This window comes from Paenibacillus sp. NN59 (assembly GCF_057597225.1).
On record NZ_CP199678.1, the window covers coordinates 5,997,156 to 6,015,963 of the forward strand.

The window sequence follows — 18,808 nt, forward strand, 5'->3', positions numbered from 1 at the left end:
TTACACCAAATACTCAATCAAAATCGTTTTATCCGCCTGTTGCAGCGGGATGCTCAGTCGATCACCGTTCTTCAGTTCAACGCCTGAGCTTGCATCCACCGCACGGCCGGATTTCTCCAGCGTACCTCCTGCGGTATTGCGAATGATCAATCGGTCTCCATTGCCAGGAGTGAATATATATTTCTCGGTTTCCTTCAGTTCAGGGTCAAGCTGCAGCAATTGATGCAGGTGGAATTTGCCCCGGAAGGATGCCAGCTTTTTGTATTGCGGATAGGATTTGTCTCCAGTGTTCTCATCCCGAATCTCCACGATGATCTGACCGACAAAGCCGCGGTTTTTGCGTTTCAGCCAGCCCATGAGGAACCAACCGCAGGCCGCCACCACGATCAGGGCAATCACACCCAGGATGACGGGCAACCAAGGGAACGGCTTATCATTCGCAGCAGGTGGCGTTGTAGGTTTTGCCTGACTTCCGCCTGTGCCCCCTGCGTTGATGACAATCGGTGCACTTTCACGGTAAAAGCTGTCTTCCTCTGCACGGATGATCAGTTCATAGTTGTGATTGTCCGGCACTTCAAAGGTTCCGGCAAAACCGGAGCCTGTGTTCTTGAGCGGTTGCTCTTCACTCTTGCCTGCGTCCTTGTCATTCACGATCAAGGTGGCCTTCATGTCCGCATACAGATCTTTATCTTGTAGCGGTTGACCGCCATTTTCCAGCCTCGCTGACAGATCGATCTTGTCGCCTTTCGTATAGGACTTGGTCTTAATTGGGTCCGCAACGAGTTGAAGATCGTAGTTAAACAGCAAGTTGATATCGATGCTGTCTTTGGGAGCCCCTTTTACCCGAAGTTTCCAGTCGCCCTCCTGAGGTTTCAAGAGCTTCACCAGCGAATAACTTTTGGAGGTAGATAGCTTGGCCTCATTCGAATTCAGGTTTACGTTCTTGCCAGAAGGATCGGTTAACTGTACCTGTACTGGCTTCGAAGACATGATGGAAATATTGGCTTCGAGCACGCTGTCATTCGGCACGTTCACGGTAACTTCCTGATAACTGCCGTTTCCGGTTACAGAAGGTAGCTTCACAACATTCAGCTTGGCATGATCGGCGAAAATTTCACTCAAAATCTGCGGCAGATCATCCGGTGTATCGGTGATAAACGACTTGCCTTTTGTTTGTTTGGCAAGGTCTGCAAGTGCATTTTTGTTCAGCTTGCCATCGGCATTCAGTCCGATCGTGTAGACTGGAATACCTTTCGCTTGCGCATCCTTGACGGCTTTTGCCAGATCCGCGTCCGACTCGGCCTGGGTGCGTCCTTTGCTTTTGTTAAAATCGTTATTGCCATCCGCAAGCAGTACAATCATGGGCGAGTGCGACGGGTCGGCCCCATGGCTCAATATGTTCATGGCCTCCGCAACACCTACGGATATATCGGTGTATGGGCCTCTGCCAAGCTGGTCGATAAAGTCTTTCAGATTACTTTTATCTGCGTCAGACTGAATCTCAAGCATTGCCTTTTCTCGCTCCACCTGATCGGTGTAAGCCACGATACCTACTTTATCGCCGACGGTGGGCAGCATATCTATAAACATTTTCATCGCTTCGTTACTGATCTTGTCGCGATCACTTGTATTCATCGAGTTGCTGACATCGGCTACAAGCACCGCGTCGATTCCACTCGTTTGTGCCTGGGCAGCTTCCGCTTGGGGGAGCAATGCCGAAGGCAGCAGCAGGGTTAGTAATGCCAGCAGAACCAGAGTTCCGCTAAGCCAGCGTTTTTTGCGTATCCGCAGCATGGGCTGTACTCCTTCACGTTTGAGATTAAAATGCGAATAGTTTATTATAGGCGTCAAGCCTTAAGGAAATCTTAACAGTCTTCTAATAAAATCTGAAAAGCACCCCTATTCTGAGTTACAATTTTGTAATGTCTGACAAAAATCGACGATTTTAGCGCTTTTGTTGGAATTCAAATTCCAACTATGGAAATATGATATAGCTATTACCAACAAACCGCAATATAACAGCGCTTGATCTTCAAGCCTTAGAAAGGGACGGAATTATGGTTACATACGTATGCCTCGCCATAGTGTTTCTTTTTGTTATGATCAAGGTGATCACGTTTCAGGTTCATCGGCGAAAGACCGTCTCCCGTGAAGACACGGATCGTACCCTGTACAATATTCTAAATGGTGGGCGTGATGGAGCATGAGTAGTACGAAAAAAGTAGTATCCATCCGGCCTTTCTATCGAACGACATATGCCTACCAAAAGTTGCATATCTGCAAACGCTGCGGGCAGTATACCTGCCTCTGGGAAGATCAGTGCACTTCCTGCGGACGTAGCACCCTTGTCACCGTAGAGGAAAAAGCAAGTTCACGAGTAAAACGCAGGATGGTCCGTGATGCTTTCTTTGTTCTTTTGATCGGCGCCGCAGCTACTTATTTCGGTGAAACGCTGGACCAGTCTATGATCGCTGCTACGGTGACGCTGTTACTGTTCGGCGGCCTGATCTTCTTGCAGCAGCGTTCATTCCAGATTGAACAACGGCGCGAAATGAGACAGTTGCTACGATTGGACGAAGAGATCATTCGCCAAGGGATCAATCGGAACTGGGCCCTTGTTGCCGAAGCGCGAAAAGAGGACGAGGCACTCGCCTACGAGATGTTGCGCGAGATCGGCTCCCTGATCTATAACGACCGGATTCGTCTGCAACAGATCGCGTTACTGCAATCTTTCGTGTTACGCAGCGATATGGACTTGCAACTTAAACCGCTACTGCTCCAGAACTTCGAGCGGCTGCTCGCCGAGTATATTGGCGAAATTGCCCGGCTGAAGCCGGAACTGATCCGTGAAGACGCGATTCGTTATATCGCCACGTATGAGGTTCACATTTTACAGTTGCATAATGGCATCCAGATTCTGACCGCCGTGGCGGCCGCTGCCGTGCGTAAGAGCAAATATATTGAACTGTTTCCCAGTCTGATCACCCGCTATGCACGTTTCATGCCCAAAGACCGGTTTATGCGGCTTTATCACACGATCGAGCGTTATCCAACCAAAGCACGCGGTGGACTCGCGGAGTCCGTCGGCCGGGTATATAACGAGAAATACCGCGACCAGTATGCTGATGTCCATGGGTGACCGTCTGTGCAACAAGCCGGTCTATATCGTATCGAGACTGGCTTACGTTCAGATTCGGATTCATAAAAAGTGGGCGAACCGCGTGTAATAACCAGTTAACCCGTAAGTAAAATAATGCAAATCAGCTCCCTAATTATAGACGAACGGTACACCGAGCTTCCCTGCATTGTTGTGATCTAGTAAGCAAGATATCGTGCCATCTTTTAATCATATAAGTTTTAAACCAAAAACACCCCGTCCTTAGGTCTAGGATGAGGTGTTTTGTCGTTCTGGTTCATATTGTGCGAATTCTAACGATCACAGGGGAGCCATCATAGCGTGGTGACTGTATAACGAGTGAAGGCTGGAGTGCGGTTCACATCGTGTGAATAAGTGCATGTGCATCCTGATTGTAAAAAAGGGCCGCGACGTGCTTCCGTCGCGACCCTTGGTTTGAGCGTTCGGTACGATAGCGTACCCGAACGCTCTTGATATGAGCCATGCGGCATCCGCTACTGCGATGCATGGCTATGATGCTTCTAGCGCAACATGCGGCTGCATCGCCGCTTGCGCCAGTGCGTTACCGCCCGCGACGAGAATCGCGGCGGTCGCCCCTGCTCGGACCGCGTCCAGCGGAGTCTGAGCGGCCTGAACCAGCGCCACCGCGCCCAGCGGTGCGCTTGTCGGCGCTGCGGCCAGCCCAGCCGCCGCTTCGCTCTTCGCCGCGGCCTGCTCCACCGCGGCCGCCTTGGCTTGTGCCGCGGCTACTACTGCTGCGGCCTTGGCTTGTTGCACCGCGACTGCTGTCGCTGCTACGCGCCGATCCGCGGCCTGCGCTGCGCTCGTCACCGCTACGGCCGCCACTGCGTCCACCGCTACGGCCACCTTCGCCTCCGCGCGAACCACGACCGCCACGTCCACCATCTCGGCGGTCGTTACGACCTGCACCGCGACGGGCACTGCCTGTCCCGGCAGTACGACCACCACGCTCATCATTGCCCTCGCTATTAATTACGCGGCGAGAAGCTCCCGTAGAAGCGACTGGTCCTTCGCTTGTCCATTGGATGCGATTCAGCTTCTGATTCGTACCTTCCTCGATCCGAGCAAGCTCCGGTCTGTCATGCTGGGTTGCAAACGTCACGGCAAGACCCGTTCCACCTGCACGGCCTGTACGACCGATACGGTGAATATAACTTTCCGCATCATGCGGCATATCGTAGTTGAATACGTGGGTAACCCCTTCAACATCCAAACCGCGTGCGGCGACATCGGTAGCCACAAGGATTTGCAGCTTCGCATCACGGAATGCTTTCATGACATTCTCTCGCTTGGATTGGGACAAGTCCCCGTGAAGCTCGTCGCTCTCATATCCTGCTTCTCTCAGATCTTCGTTCAGCTTCGAAGCACGGCGCTTCGTCCGGCAGAAAATAATCGCCAAATACGGGCGATACGTATCAATCATGCCACGAAGAGCATCAAATTTGCCGCGATCTGTACATTCCAGCACCTGCTGGCGAATTTGATGAATCGGGATCACGGACTTGGAGGAAACTTTTACGTCCTCCGGGTCTTTCATGTAGTTTTTCGCCAGAACACGAATGCCCTTAGGCATCGTTGCCGAGAACAGCATCGTTTGACGTCTATGCGGCAATTCTTTCAAAATCGTTTCTACATCGTCCAGGAAGCCCATGTGTAACATCTGATCTGCTTCGTCCAGCACCAGCTTTTTCACATTATCGAGCTTCAAGGTACCACGGCGCAGGTGATCCAGAAGACGCCCTGGTGTTCCTACAACGATCTGCGTTCCGTTTTGCAGTTTGCGCAACTGCTTTTCTACATCCTGTCCACCATATACCGCAAGCACATGCAGCTTGTCATCGTTCGCGGTCAGTTTCTTCGCTTCTTCCGTAATCTGCAATGCTAGCTCACGCGTAGGCGCAATAATCAGGGCCTGCGGAGAGCGGTCGGATACGTTAATTTTCTGAATAATCGGCAGCAAAAAAGCCAGCGTTTTCCCTGTGCCCGTCTGCGCCTCGGCGATGATATCACGTCCACCCAGCAGTACGGGAATGGAACGCTCCTGTACTGGAGTTGGCACGGCGATGCCCTGATGTTTCAGCACCTCGCACCATTCCGGGCGAATGCCCAGTTGTTCAAAGTTTGCCAATCGTTACACCTCTGTATATTCATTTAGATAAGTTCATTTCATAGAAGACCCCTAGCCCCTTGGAAAATGCATAGGCATCTCCGTCTGAACTTGATTGAGTCTATGTCATTGTCTGAGTCGGCATACGAGCCTGCTATTGGCGTCCTTGTGCCCGAGTTCTGCATCTGAACCTGATTCTCTACTCCAATCACACCCGTAACTGCAGTACACATCCTGTGAGTCCAAACTAGTTTTCCTGAATTCAACTCTGATTATGAAATGAATTTTTAAAAAGCAATCATTCCATTGCTCTTCTTCTCCATACCCTGTAGTTTACACGTTCATCCAGCAAAACAAAAGCGAAACTGAACTACCGCGCCAACTTGTAGCATAAATGTATCGCAAAAAGCAGACGTTTTAAGTTTATATTTCACACGAGGCGCGTATAAGCCGGACATAGGGAGTACGGAACAACAAGGTTTGTTTTTCGTAAATCAAGCTACACCAACTACTGTGACACCAACCACGAAAGTCCTAACGATCACCACAGAGCTTATTTGCTCGAATTATGCCTTGGCTGAATTCTAACGATCACCAGGAAGCTTATTTCGTCAAAAATCACGAGAATTCTCACAAAAAGTAGTGAAATCAGTAAAATAGCGTCTCTGGTGATCGTTAGAAATGAAAATGGCCCAAATTGGGCTAAATAAGCTCTCTCCTGATCGTTAGCGCTCACAGCTACAAAAAAAGCGGCTCCCCCGGCACACACCGCAAGGAGACCGCTGCATATTAATACTGTCTAGCGTTATCTATAGCCTATATTCGTTCGCATCGCAGTCCGCTATTTCTAACTTAGTTGCCACCTGTTGATGTTGTAACGTTCAGATACCAATACCAATACCAATACCATTTTGGAACAAGTTACTTAAACGTTACGCCTTACTTGAACTTTACACTTCGCTTTAACTTTACGCCTTACCCGAGCCTTACATGAGCTTTACGCTTTACTTCAGCCTTATGCTCCGTGTCCGCCCGTCTCCGGGACGGTACCCGCATCAGAAGCCTTAAATCCGCTGCGCTCCAGCAATCGGGAGCTTTCCTCGTTTAATCCACGCAAATGCACGGTTTTACCAAGCTTGGCGTATTTGAATTTTACTTTGCCAATCGCCACAACCGCAGTGTTGTCCCAGATATGCGAGCCTCCAAAGTCAATGGTGATGTCCTGCGGATCGGCTTCCGCATCGAATTTGTCCACGAAATGGGACGAGGAACCGAAGAAGAACGGCCCATGTACACGATACACTTTCTGTCCTTGCTCCTCGCTAGACTGGACGCGAATTTTGGTCTGTTTCCAGCCGAAGTGCAGCACACTGAGCACGACGCCAACCATTACACCAAGCGACAGATCATGCGTGTAAACAACGATCGCTACCGTCACCACCATAACGATCGCTTCAGCGCGTGGCACGCGAGCTATATTTTTCACAGAACTCCAGTCAAACGTACCAATACACACCATAAACATCACGCCAACCAGCGCACCCATCGGTACCTGCTTCACCACACCACTCAGGAGCAACAATAAAATCGCCAGGAACGCACCTGCCGTAAATGTCGACAGCCTGCCGCGTCCGCCTGACTTCACATTGATGACGGACTGTCCGATCATCGCACAGCCACCCATACCACCAAATAGCCCGTTCACAAAGTTCGCAATCCCCTGACCACGCACCTCGCGGTTTTTGCTACTTTTGGTTTCCGTCATCTCATCCACAATGGTTGCGGTCAAAAGTGACTCCAGCAAACCGACAAGTGCCATCGTAAACGAATAAGGAAGCAGAATCATCAATGTATCCCATGTCCACGCAATATTCGGCAGATGGAACATCGGCAATGTGCTCGTCAGATTGCCCATCTGACCTACCGTTTTAACATCGAGATGAAAGACCACTGTAATAATAGTCATGATAATAATCGCTACAAGCGGTGCCGGAGCCCCTTTGAAAAAACGCGGCAAAATATAGATGATAGCCAGTGTTCCCGCCACCATCACATACATGATCCAGTTCGCTCCCGTAAAGTGGGTGAGTTGCGCCATAAAGATCAGAATCGCTAGTGCATTCACAAATCCGGTCAACACCGAATGCGGCACGAACGTAATAAATCGTCCTACTTTAAATATGCCTAAAATAAACTGAATGATGCCCGTCAGGATGGTCGCCGCAAAAAGATACTCCACGCCATAATCCTTGACAAGCCCTACCATCAATACCGCCATAGCTCCTGTTGCTGCCGAGATCATGCCCGGTCTGCCGCCCGCAATCGAAATGACGATCGCTATCGTAATCGACGCGTATAACCCAACCATCGGATCTACACCTGCAATGATGGAGAACGCAATCGCTTCTGGAATCAACGCCAGAGCTACCGTGATGCCTGCGAGCACGTCTCCGCGGATATTGCCAAACCACTGTTGTTTTAACGTATTCATATGTTGTTGCTTTGCCTCCTAGATTTGTCCCTCAAATTAACGAACCTGCTGAAGAATAACGGGAGTCGTGCACGTCCAATTTCTCACCTTGGGACCCATAAAAACGACAGTGGAAAGTCTGCAAACAACTAAAATAATGGATAAGTCTTCGTAGAAAAAAACTACTATTATGCCTGACTCTTCGCCTGCTCATGGTAATGCCTAAAAGCATACCGCGCCCTTAACCTGTCTATTGCTAGTCTACTTGTCCCTAAGTGCATGATGATCTAATGCCTTGATTCAACTGCAAACACCGTCTCATAATCATCATGTCGTTGCCGTTCCAGCATGTACTGACCACTTCCGTTACCATTCAACTGTCTTTCTTGCTTACGGCATCTCTTCTCACCAACTAATCTCAACTATATTTGCTGGATAAACAGAGCAATGCCTGTTGTTAGTTTTCCTCTCTCAGAAAAACCGGGGCCGTTAATCTACTGACTTAATATTATAGTTACAGACATACATATGTACGAACACTGTAATATCGCAAAAACAGGTGCTTATCCCCTATTATCTTCATTCTTCTAGATTTAACTCTCTTTATCTCTGCTCATCAAAAAAAACCGCAAAGCCCTTTAATAAAAGGCCTTGCAGTCTATTTTGGCATTTACAGGTTATGGTTATGGTAAGTTATACCTATTGTCAAGCAATCACTTTTTGGCGTTCGTTTGCTAACTTCATTATTATAAAAGCTTGAACTTCCGGCTTAAAACCTGCCCGATTTAAAAATCGAGTACAGCAGAAATGCCACCATGAGGATCGCCACGAGAAAACCAATCTCAATCACCGGAATATCCCATAGCATCGTGGATTGGTGACTAATCGAAGAACCGATAATAAGTCCTACCATGATGATACAGAAGGCGAGCAGCACAATGCTGAACGATAAACGATTGCTGATCTGATCCAGTCTGCGCATGAGCGACTCTAATTCGGGAACGCTGATCTCCAGTCGCAGCTTGCCTTTGCTGATGATGGAGGACAACTGCCGTAGCTGTCCCGGCAAACCAATGACACTTTCGGCCATATCTGCCGCACTGCGAAACAGCCGATTTTTGATCCGACCCGCACTAAAACGTTCCTTGAGCAGCTTTCGCCCGAACGGCTCTGCCATATCCACAATGCTCAAAGTAGGATCTAGATGTTCAATGACCCCCTCCATCGTCAGCAAGGATTTGCCCATCAACAGTATATCTGCGGGCATGACAACCCTATGTTTCTGGGCAATGCCAAACAGATCATTGAGCGCCTGTCCTACACTGATTTTGGAAAAAGGGATATCGTAATATTTCGTTCGAAGTTTGTCCAAATCCACATGAAGGGCGCGCGCGTCCATGTCATCCGGCATCATACCGAGCTTCTCAATCGCACGGATCATACTATCCGTATCCTTACGCATCAGCCCGATAATAAGCGAGGCAAGCTGCTGCTTCATCTCATCACTCAGACTGCCCACCATACCGAAGTCGATGAAAGCCAGTCTCCCGTCCTTCAGCACCATCAGATTACCAGGATGCGGATCGGCATGGAAGAAGCCATGCATAAAAATCTGATTGAGCAACGCATCCACCAGCCGCTCGGCAATATTGTTCAGATCATGACCACGCTTCACCAGTTCATCCCGATTATTCAGCTTAATGCCCTCGATATACTCCATGGTCAATACACGTGATGAGGTCTGATCCCAGTAGATTACCGGAATTTTCACTTTAGGGTCCTGCTGATATTGCTGTGCAATCTTCTCCGTATTGCGACCTTCCACCGTATAATCGAGCTCAGCCATCAGAGCTTGGGCATACTCTTCTACCATCTGCGGAATCTGGTATTGTTTCACCCAATCCCAACGTTTCTCCGCCATCGCAGTCAGTTCTCGCAGAATGTCCAGATCGCGCTGCACAATCCGCGATATGCCGGGGCGCTGGATTTTGATCGCTACCGCCTCTCCGCTCTGAAGTTTGCCCAGATGCACCTGACCAATACTGGCCGCGGCCACCGGGGTATCCTCGAACCGGGAAAAGATCTCTTCCAGCGGTGTATCCAATTCCTGTTCCAAAATACCCCGTGCCGTCTCTGACGAGAACGGCGGAACCTGATCCTGTAATTTGACCAATTCACGAATCACCGATTCAGGTAATAGATCTGCCCTTGTGCTTGCAAGTTGCCCCAGCTTCACAAAAGCCGGCCCCAGCTCCTGCAACACCAGCCTGATCCGTTCACTTAACGTTTTGGAAGGTTGCGCTTCACGCGACATCCACCGTCTGGGCAGCGCGAGTAGCTGGAATAAACCCAACTCCTCGACCATATACCCGAAGCCATGACGCACCAACGCCATGGCAATTTCCCGGTATCTGCCGACATGTTTGATCCGCACAGCCATCTATTCGATCTCGTTTCCTTTGAGAGGAGGAGAATCTTCGACAACCGGAGCCGGGGATTCATCAAGTTGAAGTTGAGGTGTCTGATTCTGCTCGGCCAGCTTTTTTTCCAAAACGGCAACACGCTGTTCCAAACTGGTTACGTCACTTTCGGATGCCACGCCAGCTTCCTGAAGCACACGTTTGACCTGCTCCTGAATGACACGTTTCAGCTGGCCTTGCTCTTCTTCCCCGCGCTCCAACAATCGTTCAACAAACGCTTTGGATTCTCCAGGTGCAAGCTTCCCGCGCTCCACCAGATCATCCACGGTTTTCTCAATCTTTTCTTTGCTAACTAACGTAAGACCAAGCCCTAACGAGAACGCCTTCTTGAACAAATCGCTCATCTTATTCATCCTCCTCTTCGGTTGTCTATATATTACACCTGTTAAACCTCGACATGCAAAAAGGAGAGTTTCCTTACACGTACCGCGCTGCCCATTTTCCCGCTTGCAAAACTAATCGACGATATGTTTCATTCGCAAAGGATGGAACTGAATGCCCAGGCATCAGATAAACAATCCGCCCGAGTCCATACTTATGTGCCCATGCTGCCGGTTTCGGCCCCTCTTTAGACTGATAGTGTAGCAAAATTTTAGTCTCGGTAAATGAACCAAACTCAAATTCATATGGTTCTTCTTCCATCGTAAAACCGGAAATGCCCTCCGTCACAGGATGGCTCTCTTCCGTCACCATGAACTCCAGCGGCGCATATGGCGGGTGATGGAGAAATTTGGCGCCAATCATCTGTTTGATCTCATTTCGGTTCTGAAGCGAGATTCCATTATGTAAGATGACCAGCCCGCCCCCGTTACTTACATAAGACAACAGACCTGCTGTCTGCTGCGGGGAGACTTTGCCTCTCCAATCGTCCATGTATGAGATACATACATCAAATCCCGAAATATTTTCATGAAGCAACATGTTGCGATTTTCACTACATTGAACTGTAATCGTATCTTGAAAAATCCGGCTAATCTCCCCGTCTACCCCCTGTAGCGGATGCCAGTCCGGATGTGTATAATCTCCAATTAAAAGTGCCTTTTTGCGATGATCCATTATAATCATCTCCTTTCTTCTGATGTTATTCGTTTAGATTCGTCTGCACACTCCATATCCTATAAATTAACCACGCTTTATAAAATCGACTACCGTGGTGTTTCTTCATCTCTTCCACTTAGGTTTCGAATAAGATGTTCCCATCTCACAATACTTCCTAGTATAGCCGTATAACGGATTGGCATATCCATATCATCCAGATTCAGCTTGGACTCACCGTCTCCCTGTCACAACACACCCCATCCCTAACACATTCCACATGTTTCACTAAAAACCTTTAATTGTGCAGTCCAACACCCAACTTCACGACCAAAGTCTCAGGAGGTTCAAAACGAATTCAAGCCCTTCCGCATATGGATAAGTTAAGTACGTTCGTTCTGAGCACTTCTGAGCACGATCATTGCACACGGATGCTACACTTGAACTAAGCTTGGTGCTCGCGGTACAGTCGACAATGCTCCACCCATCGCTGTGCGGCTTGCGGATCAGAACCGAGGTGTACATGTGTGTATCCAGCTACGATACTGCCCGCCGCGTATCCCTCCTGCTTCGAACCCCTTAACCCCTTCGTCTCATACGCGTATGGAATGGCTCCTTCTTCGCGGTACGTCATCATGGAGTAATGGAATTCATGCCCCCGTAGAACTTCACCCTGTTTTAGCAAAAAGGAATCCTGAACCGCACTCGCCTCCCGGTATCCCAGTGCAGCTCGTTTCTTCTGCATCTGTACCTGCGCAGGAATAATACCTGCCATGGGATATGTCCGCCCTTCACGATCCGTGAGCGTTTCGGCCAGTACCATATAGCCGCCGCACTCCGCAAACAGCGGCATCTGGGAACGAGCTGCTTCGCGGAGCCCTTCCAGAAAACGCTCGTTTCCGGCAATCACCGCGGCAAACTCTTCAGGGAAACCACCACCCAGATAAATACTATCCGCCTTAGCCGGGATGCCTTCACCAGCGAGTGGACTGAAATACTTCAGCCTTGCCCCAGCCGCTTCAAGCAGTTCCAGGTTATCGGGATAATAGAAATTAAATGCCGCATCACGAGCGACGGCAATAACAGGCTGGTACGTATCCGGCTTGCTGTGGATGTGAAGAGCCGCGTGTTGGGCTACATACTCCGCGTCTTTTACGCTGGCTAAACGGGCAATGTTAGTGATATCGGTTGCGTTAGCCATATCGTTAGTATTAGTTTTGTCGCTAATGAGAGCCATTTCTGTATCACTAGATATATTCAATGTATCGCTAGTACGAGCAGTATCAGCCACATGAGCTGTGTTACTCGGGATGACATTCGTTGAGCCAGCTAGAATGGTGGAATGCACCGAGAGCGGGGGAGCACTTGTTGCCAGCTCCAGCAGAAGATCCATATCCGTGCCTTCCAGCAACACATCGGCTGCCCGCTGAAATAAAGGTTCCAGTTCACCACGCTCAATGGCAGGAACGAGTCCAAGATGTCTCTCGGGGATCGACATGTCTTCATCCCTTTTCAGCCAACCGACGACCGGAATACCGCACATTTGCTCAATGGCTTTTTTCACAATTGTATAATGACCCGCACTTCCGCACCGATTTACAATCACACCAGCAATGTTTAATTCAGGCTCCAGATGCTGAAAGCCCAGTACGATAGCCGCTGCACTGCGCGCCATACTCCGTACATCGACAACCAAAATCACCGGTGTCTGCGTAATCATCGCGATCTCGGCGGTAGAGCCGATGTTGCTGAGCGGATCTTTGCCATCGTAGAGGCCCATCACGCCTTCAATGATGGAAATATCATGTCCTGCGGAAGCCCGCTGAAATGTCTGCTTCACATATGCAGGCGAAGTCATCCATGCATCCAGATTACGCGAAGGTCTGCCCGTCACTGCCGTATGATACGTTGGATCAATATAATCCGGACCGCATTTGAACCCCTGAACACTCAATCCTCGCTGGGCGAGTACCTTCATTAGACCGAGCGTTACCGTTGTTTTGCCAGCCCCACTCCCCGTACCTGCGATGATCAGCCGAGGTGCACTTTGGTTATTGGACGTTACATTTTTTGAGTTCATCGTTCATCCCGCCTTTGCTTTACATATAACAAATAGACCATCCCATATCGGTTTCAACGGCTGGGACGGTCCTTTACATGAGGTTGTAACAACTACTTTTTATGTGTAAATACATAAGATGCTTCCCAATCACACGAACCCTAGCTTAATCAAACGCAACCCGTGCGACAGAGATCGTCAAGTTGCCGCTCTTTTTCTTTTCCAGCAGCCAATGATCAGCTCCCGAAGAGAGCAGCGCCGCCGGTTCACTTACGCCATAGGCTCCGGTGTATTTAAATACCGTCTCGGACGGATTGGCAAGTTGAACCGTATTCAGTTCCTCTGGAGTGTAAGTGACGAGTTCCCAGCCGTACTTAGCACATAGAGCCAGCAGGCCTTCCTCATCTTTTTTCAGATCAATCGTAGCCACGTTGCGCACGCTCTTCACGGACAGGGACAGCTCTTCCAGCGTGGCAAGCACTTCCTGCTCCAACTCCTCCATCGCCGTTCCGCGATTGCAGCCCATGCCGAGCACGAGGCTCTTCGGACGATACAACACACCATTCGTTAGAAAACGTTCCTCTTCCGCCGCCGAAAGCAGACGGTCACTGACCACCAGTGCAGCGTTAAACGCAAACGATTCCGTCTCCTGCATACTGCCGAAGACCTGAATGTGATCCGGTACAGGTTTGTTATACCGCCACCAGTTGCGTTCGCCTGTCTCTTGAATCAGTGCCACCGGCTCTTCGTTGACCACCGCCGCACTTACCGGGGTTGCTTTATCAAAGCTGTCCACGATCCAGCCCAGTTCACGACCAAACATATCCACCGGAATCGTGCCCTGCACATCCGAAGCCGTCGTAATGACTGCACGTGCACCAAGCACTTCCGCCACTTGACGCGTGAGTTCATTGGCACCGCCAAGATGACCGGATAACACGCTGATCACGTTCTCGCCGCGGTCATCGATGACCAGCACGGCAGGATCGACTTTTTTGTCCACCAGCAGCGGAGCAATCATACGGACGACGGCACCCAGCGAGATAAACAGAATGATGCCGTTGTAACGTTTGAACAGGTCTGGCAGAATCAGCTTCACCGAACCTTCAAACAGGGCATATCCAAGTTGTTCCTCATCGCCACGGGCAAATTTGCTCATATAATAGACGTCTGTACCCTGAAACTGTCCTTCGAGGTTGCGCACCATCTCCACGCCGTGCTTCGTAATGGCTACAGCAGCAAACGGATTACTCACCGAACTTCACTCCCTTGCGATAGCCGTGGGTGAAGGATTTGTCGTACAGTTTGGAACGGTGAGCATCCCGGTTCACCAGATCAGGATCAAGCGCCCAGCCTGCCAGAATCATCGCATGCATCGTAATGCCTGCGGCACGCAGATCCGCAGCCAGATTAGCCAGCGTGGTACGCACAATTTTCTGATCCGGCCATGTTGCTCGCTGCACTACCGCCACTGGTGTATCTTCGCTCCAGCCTGCGGCAAGGAATTCCACCACGACTTTTTTTGCCAATGTTGCACTTAGGAAGAGCGCCACCGTACAGTGATGCGAGGCCAAATCGCGCAGCTTCTCCCGTTCAGGCACAGGGGTGCGTCCTTCCGCACGTGTCAGGATGACGGTCTGCGTCAGTTCCGGCACAGTCAGCTCCGCTCCCAGCGCCGCTGCCGAAGCAAATACCGAGCTAACGCCTGGAATAATCTCGTACTCCACGCCCTGTTGTTTCAACAAAACCATCTGTTCCAAAATGGCACCATACATCGCTGGATCACCCGTATGTACACGTGCTACGCTGCGTCCTGCACGAACCGCTGTGCACATCAGTTCGACCTGCTGTTCCAAATCCATGCCGGAGCTTTGCAACACCTCGGCTTCGGGTTTGGCAGTCGCAATCAGTTCGTCATTCACGAGGGAATCCGTGTACAGAACGAGGTCGGCATTTTTCAAAATATTCGAACCTTTTACCGTAATCAGCTCAGGATCTCCCGGGCCTGCACCAACAATGTACACTTTCGGTTCCAATGTTTTCATTTGCTCACCACCATCAGGCTTAAATATTCCAGCTCCTGCCCTTTCAGTTCACGGGCGTCACGCCAGACCAATTCATAAGGAGAAGTGACTTTGGTGACCACCGACGCTTTGCCGCCAAGTCCCATCTCCTCCAGCAGCTCCAGCATCGGGTCCAGCACCTTTGCCACCTTAATAAACACAATCGTATCGTGATGCTCAATCGCCTGCCTCATCGCTTCTTTATCCGCTGTAGCCGGAATAATGCCAACCTGCTCATCTCCATCTGCCAGATGGATATCCAGCGCTGCCGCCGCACCAAGCACGGAGGATATGCCCGGAATCGAGCTAATCGGCACTTCAGGATGAAGTTCACGCATGAGACGTGCAAGGTGGATAAATGTACTGTATAAGTTCGGATCACCTTCCGTCACGAACGCTACATCTTTGCCATCCTTTAAAGCTTCCCAGCACGCTTCCACGGTTTTTCCCCACTCCCGCTCTAGTACGACCGGGTCTTTGGTCATCGGAAAGATCAGCCCCAGCATCTCTTTCTCCTCTGGATTCACATATAATTCAACAATTTCGTGGGCGTAGGATTTACCACCCTTGCGTTTCTTCGGGTAGGCGACCACCGGGCATTCGCGAATCATCCGGTATGCTTTGACCGTAATCAGCTCCGGGTCTCCCGGACCGACACCGACGCCATATAATGTGCCAACGGTAACTCCGGCTCCTGTCATGCTCTTTGAACTTTCCGTGTGAATTCCGGTACTGTTGATGTTTCCTGTTGTTGTGCTGATGCTGCTCTCCCCCTTTTCATTCTCTGCAAACTATTCCGCTCCGTTCGCTGTTTCGGCTTCCGCTTCTGCTCCTGCAATAAATTGACCTGTAATGACATAGATCGGGTTCAGTCCGTCAAAACGGGTCATGTTCAGGATCGGCTTGCTCCGCGCCGTCTGCAGCAAAGTCACGGAGGCATCCATGCCTGCATCGCGCATCGCCTTCATGCTGTCATGCAGCGTTTCGATAGTCGCTGCATTCACCACGATGCGTCCCTCGGGGCGCAGCCGGGACGCACACAAGGCGATCAGCTGCGCAAGTTCACCGCCGCTGCCGCCAATGAACACCGCATCGGGACCCGGTAGTTCGTCCAGCCCCGCTGGCGCTTTGGCATGAAGGACGGTAAAATCCGTCCGGAATTTGATCCGGTTGGCCTCGATGTTCACGAGGTCACCTTCGTTCTTTTCGATGGCGAAGACCTGGCCTCGCGGCGCCAGCCGCGTGCACTCCACCGCCACCGAACCGGAACCTGCGCCGATATCCCACACGATGCTGTCCTCGCCCAGTTTCAGCTCAGATAAGCTGAACGCGCGGACTTCACGCTTGGTGATGAGGCCCTTCTCGGGTTTGCGCTGATGGAATTCTTCATCTGCAAACCCGAAGCCTTTGCGCGGCGCCGGTGCATCTTTACGGCGCAACAAAATGACGACGTTCAGCGGGCTGCACTCAGCCGCTGCCAGCTCGTCCAGGGTGTAGTGGCGGGCACGCTCGTCTGCCGCGCCCAGGTTTTCCGCAACGTAGGCATCGTACTCCGTCATGCCGAACTGTTGCAGATACGCCCCGATCGCAGCGGGGCTGTTATGCTCGTCCGTGAGCAGCGCGACTTTGGCTTTGCCATCGATGCGCTGGGCTAGACCTTTGAGGGGGCGACCGTGCACGCTTTCAAGCACGGCGTCGTGCCAGCTCTCGCCAAGCCTTGCGAATGCCAGCTGCAGCGAGCTGAGATTAGGCCGGATATCCAGCTGATCCGGGCCGAGTTTGCGCGCGAAATATCCGGCGATGCCGTAAAACAGCGGGTCTCCTGAGGCAAGCACAACGATGGTGTGCGAGTCCTGCAACGCTTTTATTTTCGCAACGAGGTCATTCAAACTGCTCTTGATCACAATCTTCTCTCCCGCAAACGACGGGAAAAATTGCAACAGACGTTCGCCGCCTACCAGCACATCGGCCTCCTGAATGAGTTGTAGACTGTCTGCCGTCAGCCCCGCCGCGCCTTCTTCGCCTACGCCAATAATGCGGATGTTACGATTCTTTGCTCCAGTTGTTATGTTCGAGTTCACTGATTTCCGCCCTCCCCAGTTCCATTCCTTTCATGGTGACGAGCACCACTTCCACCGTTACGCCGCCCCCCGCATGTTCCAGACAGTGCTGACAGGCGTATAAGCATAACTTTTCAAAATAAGGCAAATATCCCGCTTCGGTCATCATATCTGCTACCTGAGTCGCCGTGTTGGCTTCCTCGATCGCTTGCGCCAGTTCATCGCCAGCTCCGGTCTCGCGAGCCACGGACGCAAGAAATCCAAAATCCACCGGCGCACTTTTGGAGTGCACCATCATGACCCCTTGAGCCACTTTGGCGAATTTGCCCGGCATCCCGACCAGACTGATGCGTTTCATGCCCAGCCGTTTCCCGTGTTTGATCGCAAAGCCGACAAAGTCACCCATCTGAATAAAGGCTTCTTCCGGCAGTTCGGGCATCATTTTCATGGCATACTTCTCACTGCTGCCTCCTGTTGTCAGCACAATATGCTCACAACCGGAAGCCTGAGCAACGGAAATCGCCTGTACTACACTGGCTTTGTACGCTGAAGTAGAGAACGGAACGACCACGCCGCGTGTGCCTAAAATGGATATACCGCCAAGAATGCCAAGCCGCGCATTGAGCGTTTTCTTCGCGATCTCTTCGCCGTCCGGTACGCTAATCACGACCCGCACTCCCCTGGCGGCCCCATATTCCGCAAGTACCTGTGTCACCGCTTCGGTAATCATGCGGCGCGGCACGGGATTAATGGCCGCTTCCCCAACAGGCACGGGCAATCCTGGCTTCGTAACACGCCCCACACCAATGCCGCCATCCAGCTCTACCCCCGGCTCGTCCCGCCAAGACACATGCGCAATGATTTTCGCCAAATGTGTGGCGTCCGGGTCATCCCCGGCGTCTTTGATCGTGGCACAGGTCGCCGTACCGTCCGTCATCAGTTCCTGCTCGATCAGCTCGAACGAGTGGTCAAAGCCGGCGGGCAAGGAAACCACGGCTTGCGCAGGGATATGACCCGTTAACAGGAACTGCGTCGCTCCTTTGGCAACGGCTGTCGCACACGCACCGGTCGTAAAGCCGGAACGCATCGGTTTATCCGGGTCCGGTGCTTCTCCGCTTTTCATGCGTTTCTTTTCCATGGCTTTGAACCTCCCGTCCTTCTATATGCTAGTTTGTTCGTGCGCTTATGTTGATTGTTGGTTGATTTTGATTGTTCATTGTTGTTTGGTCTTGTATGGATTGTGGATACATTGATTTTTAGTTTTACTCAACAACTGCGGTGCTAGTAACTGTACACTAACCCCTAGTGATCGTTAGAAGTTACCGGAGCGGAATCCCCATCTCTGGTGACTCGCACGCTAAGCGTCTCATTTACTTA

The 18,808-nt window shown here is 50.9% G+C and carries 13 protein-coding genes; 1 reads left to right on the forward strand and 12 read right to left on the reverse strand.

Annotation, left to right across the window (positions count from 1 at the left end):
* Entirely contained in the window at positions 1-1,794 is a 1,794-nt protein-coding gene (locus tag ACT89M_RS26135) for a vWA domain-containing protein (RefSeq protein ID WP_253499560.1), read from the reverse strand.
* A gap of 409 nt (positions 1,795-2,203) precedes the next feature.
* Here ACT89M_RS26135 and ACT89M_RS26140 point away from each other — a divergent pair, with 409 nt between their 5' ends.
* Complete coding sequence (locus ACT89M_RS26140) at positions 2,204-3,139, forward strand: hypothetical protein (protein WP_154892006.1); 936 nt, start codon at positions 2,204-2,206, stop codon at positions 3,137-3,139.
* 559 nt (positions 3,140-3,698) lie between these two features.
* Here ACT89M_RS26140 and ACT89M_RS26145 read toward each other — a convergent pair.
* The 11 genes from ACT89M_RS26145 to ACT89M_RS26195 all read right to left on the reverse strand — a co-directional run bounded on the left by ACT89M_RS26145 (position 3,699) and on the right by ACT89M_RS26195 (position 18,569).
* Positions 3,699-5,285: a DEAD/DEAH box helicase gene (locus ACT89M_RS26145; RefSeq protein ID WP_308722690.1), complete on the reverse strand. Its 1,587-nt coding sequence runs from the start codon at positions 5,283-5,285 to the stop codon at positions 3,699-3,701.
* A 994-nt stretch (positions 5,286-6,279) separates the two neighbouring features.
* On the reverse strand, positions 6,280-7,755 hold the full coding sequence (locus ACT89M_RS26150) for a SulP family inorganic anion transporter (protein WP_308722689.1): 1,476 nt from the start codon (positions 7,753-7,755) through the stop codon (positions 6,280-6,282).
* A 748-nt stretch (positions 7,756-8,503) separates the two neighbouring features.
* The gene (locus ACT89M_RS26155; protein ID WP_308722687.1) at positions 8,504-10,174 is read right to left on the reverse strand and encodes an ABC1 kinase family protein; all 1,671 of its coding nucleotides are present in this window, start codon (positions 10,172-10,174) and stop codon (positions 8,504-8,506) included.
* Entirely contained in the window at positions 10,175-10,558 is a 384-nt protein-coding gene (locus ACT89M_RS26160) for a phasin family protein (protein WP_090924158.1), read from the reverse strand. It lies immediately after the preceding gene.
* 73 nt (positions 10,559-10,631) lie between these two features.
* On the reverse strand, positions 10,632-11,270 hold the full coding sequence (locus tag ACT89M_RS26165; RefSeq protein ID WP_308722685.1) for a ThuA domain-containing protein: 639 nt from the start codon (positions 11,268-11,270) through the stop codon (positions 10,632-10,634).
* A 424-nt stretch (positions 11,271-11,694) separates the two neighbouring features.
* A complete protein-coding gene (locus tag ACT89M_RS26170) occupies positions 11,695-13,329 on the reverse strand; it encodes a cobyrinic acid a,c-diamide synthase CobB (protein WP_308722684.1) in 1,635 nt (544 codons plus the stop codon).
* 145 nt (positions 13,330-13,474) lie between these two features.
* The gene (locus tag ACT89M_RS26175) at positions 13,475-14,563 is read right to left on the reverse strand and encodes a cobalt-precorrin 5A hydrolase (protein ID WP_308722683.1); all 1,089 of its coding nucleotides are present in this window, start codon (positions 14,561-14,563) and stop codon (positions 13,475-13,477) included.
* The gene (cobM, locus tag ACT89M_RS26180; RefSeq protein ID WP_487344892.1) at positions 14,556-15,353 is read right to left on the reverse strand and encodes a precorrin-4 C(11)-methyltransferase; all 798 of its coding nucleotides are present in this window, start codon (positions 15,351-15,353) and stop codon (positions 14,556-14,558) included. Before cobM ends, ACT89M_RS26175 begins: the two co-directional genes overlap by 8 nt.
* The gene (gene cobI, locus ACT89M_RS26185) at positions 15,350-16,072 is read right to left on the reverse strand and encodes a precorrin-2 C(20)-methyltransferase (RefSeq protein ID WP_251509290.1); all 723 of its coding nucleotides are present in this window, start codon (positions 16,070-16,072) and stop codon (positions 15,350-15,352) included. The genes cobM and cobI overlap by 4 nt, the downstream gene beginning before the upstream one ends.
* A 90-nt stretch (positions 16,073-16,162) precedes the next feature.
* Complete coding sequence (cbiE, locus tag ACT89M_RS26190) at positions 16,163-17,452, reverse strand: precorrin-6y C5,15-methyltransferase (decarboxylating) subunit CbiE (RefSeq protein ID WP_487344893.1); 1,290 nt, start codon at positions 17,450-17,452, stop codon at positions 16,163-16,165.
* Positions 17,415-18,569 (reverse strand): cobalt-precorrin-5B (C(1))-methyltransferase, encoded by a 1,155-nt coding sequence (locus ACT89M_RS26195; protein ID WP_487344894.1) that lies wholly within the window; start codon positions 18,567-18,569, stop codon positions 17,415-17,417. Before ACT89M_RS26195 ends, cbiE begins: the two co-directional genes overlap by 38 nt.
* Between the last annotated feature and the right edge of the window lie 239 nt (positions 18,570-18,808).

Excerpts from the sequence above, each read along its gene's own strand:
- ACT89M_RS26160 (WP_090924158.1), bottom strand. The coding sequence starts at position 10,558 with ATGAGCGATTTGTTCAAGAAGGCGTTCTCGTTAGGGCTTGGTCTTACG.
- ACT89M_RS26155 (WP_308722687.1), bottom strand. The coding sequence starts at position 10,174 with ATGGCTGTGCGGATCAAACATGTCGGCAGATACCGGGAAATTGCCATG.
- cobI (WP_251509290.1), bottom strand. The coding sequence starts at position 16,072 with ATGACAGGAGCCGGAGTTACCGTTGGCACATTATATGGCGTCGGTGTC.
- ACT89M_RS26195 (WP_487344894.1), bottom strand. The coding sequence starts at position 18,569 with ATGGAAAAGAAACGCATGAAAAGCGGAGAAGCACCGGACCCGGATAAA.
- cobM (WP_487344892.1), bottom strand. The coding sequence starts at position 15,353 with ATGAAAACATTGGAACCGAAAGTGTACATTGTTGGTGCAGGCCCGGGA.
- ACT89M_RS26165 (WP_308722685.1), bottom strand. The coding sequence starts at position 11,270 with ATGGATCATCGCAAAAAGGCACTTTTAATTGGAGATTATACACATCCG.
- ACT89M_RS26150 (WP_308722689.1), bottom strand. The coding sequence starts at position 7,755 with ATGAATACGTTAAAACAACAGTGGTTTGGCAATATCCGCGGAGACGTG.
- ACT89M_RS26170 (WP_308722684.1), bottom strand. The coding sequence starts at position 13,329 with ATGAACTCAAAAAATGTAACGTCCAATAACCAAAGTGCACCTCGGCTG.
- ACT89M_RS26135 (WP_253499560.1), bottom strand. The coding sequence starts at position 1,794 with ATGCTGCGGATACGCAAAAAACGCTGGCTTAGCGGAACTCTGGTTCTG.
- ACT89M_RS26140 (WP_154892006.1), top strand. The coding sequence starts at position 2,204 with ATGAGTAGTACGAAAAAAGTAGTATCCATCCGGCCTTTCTATCGAACG.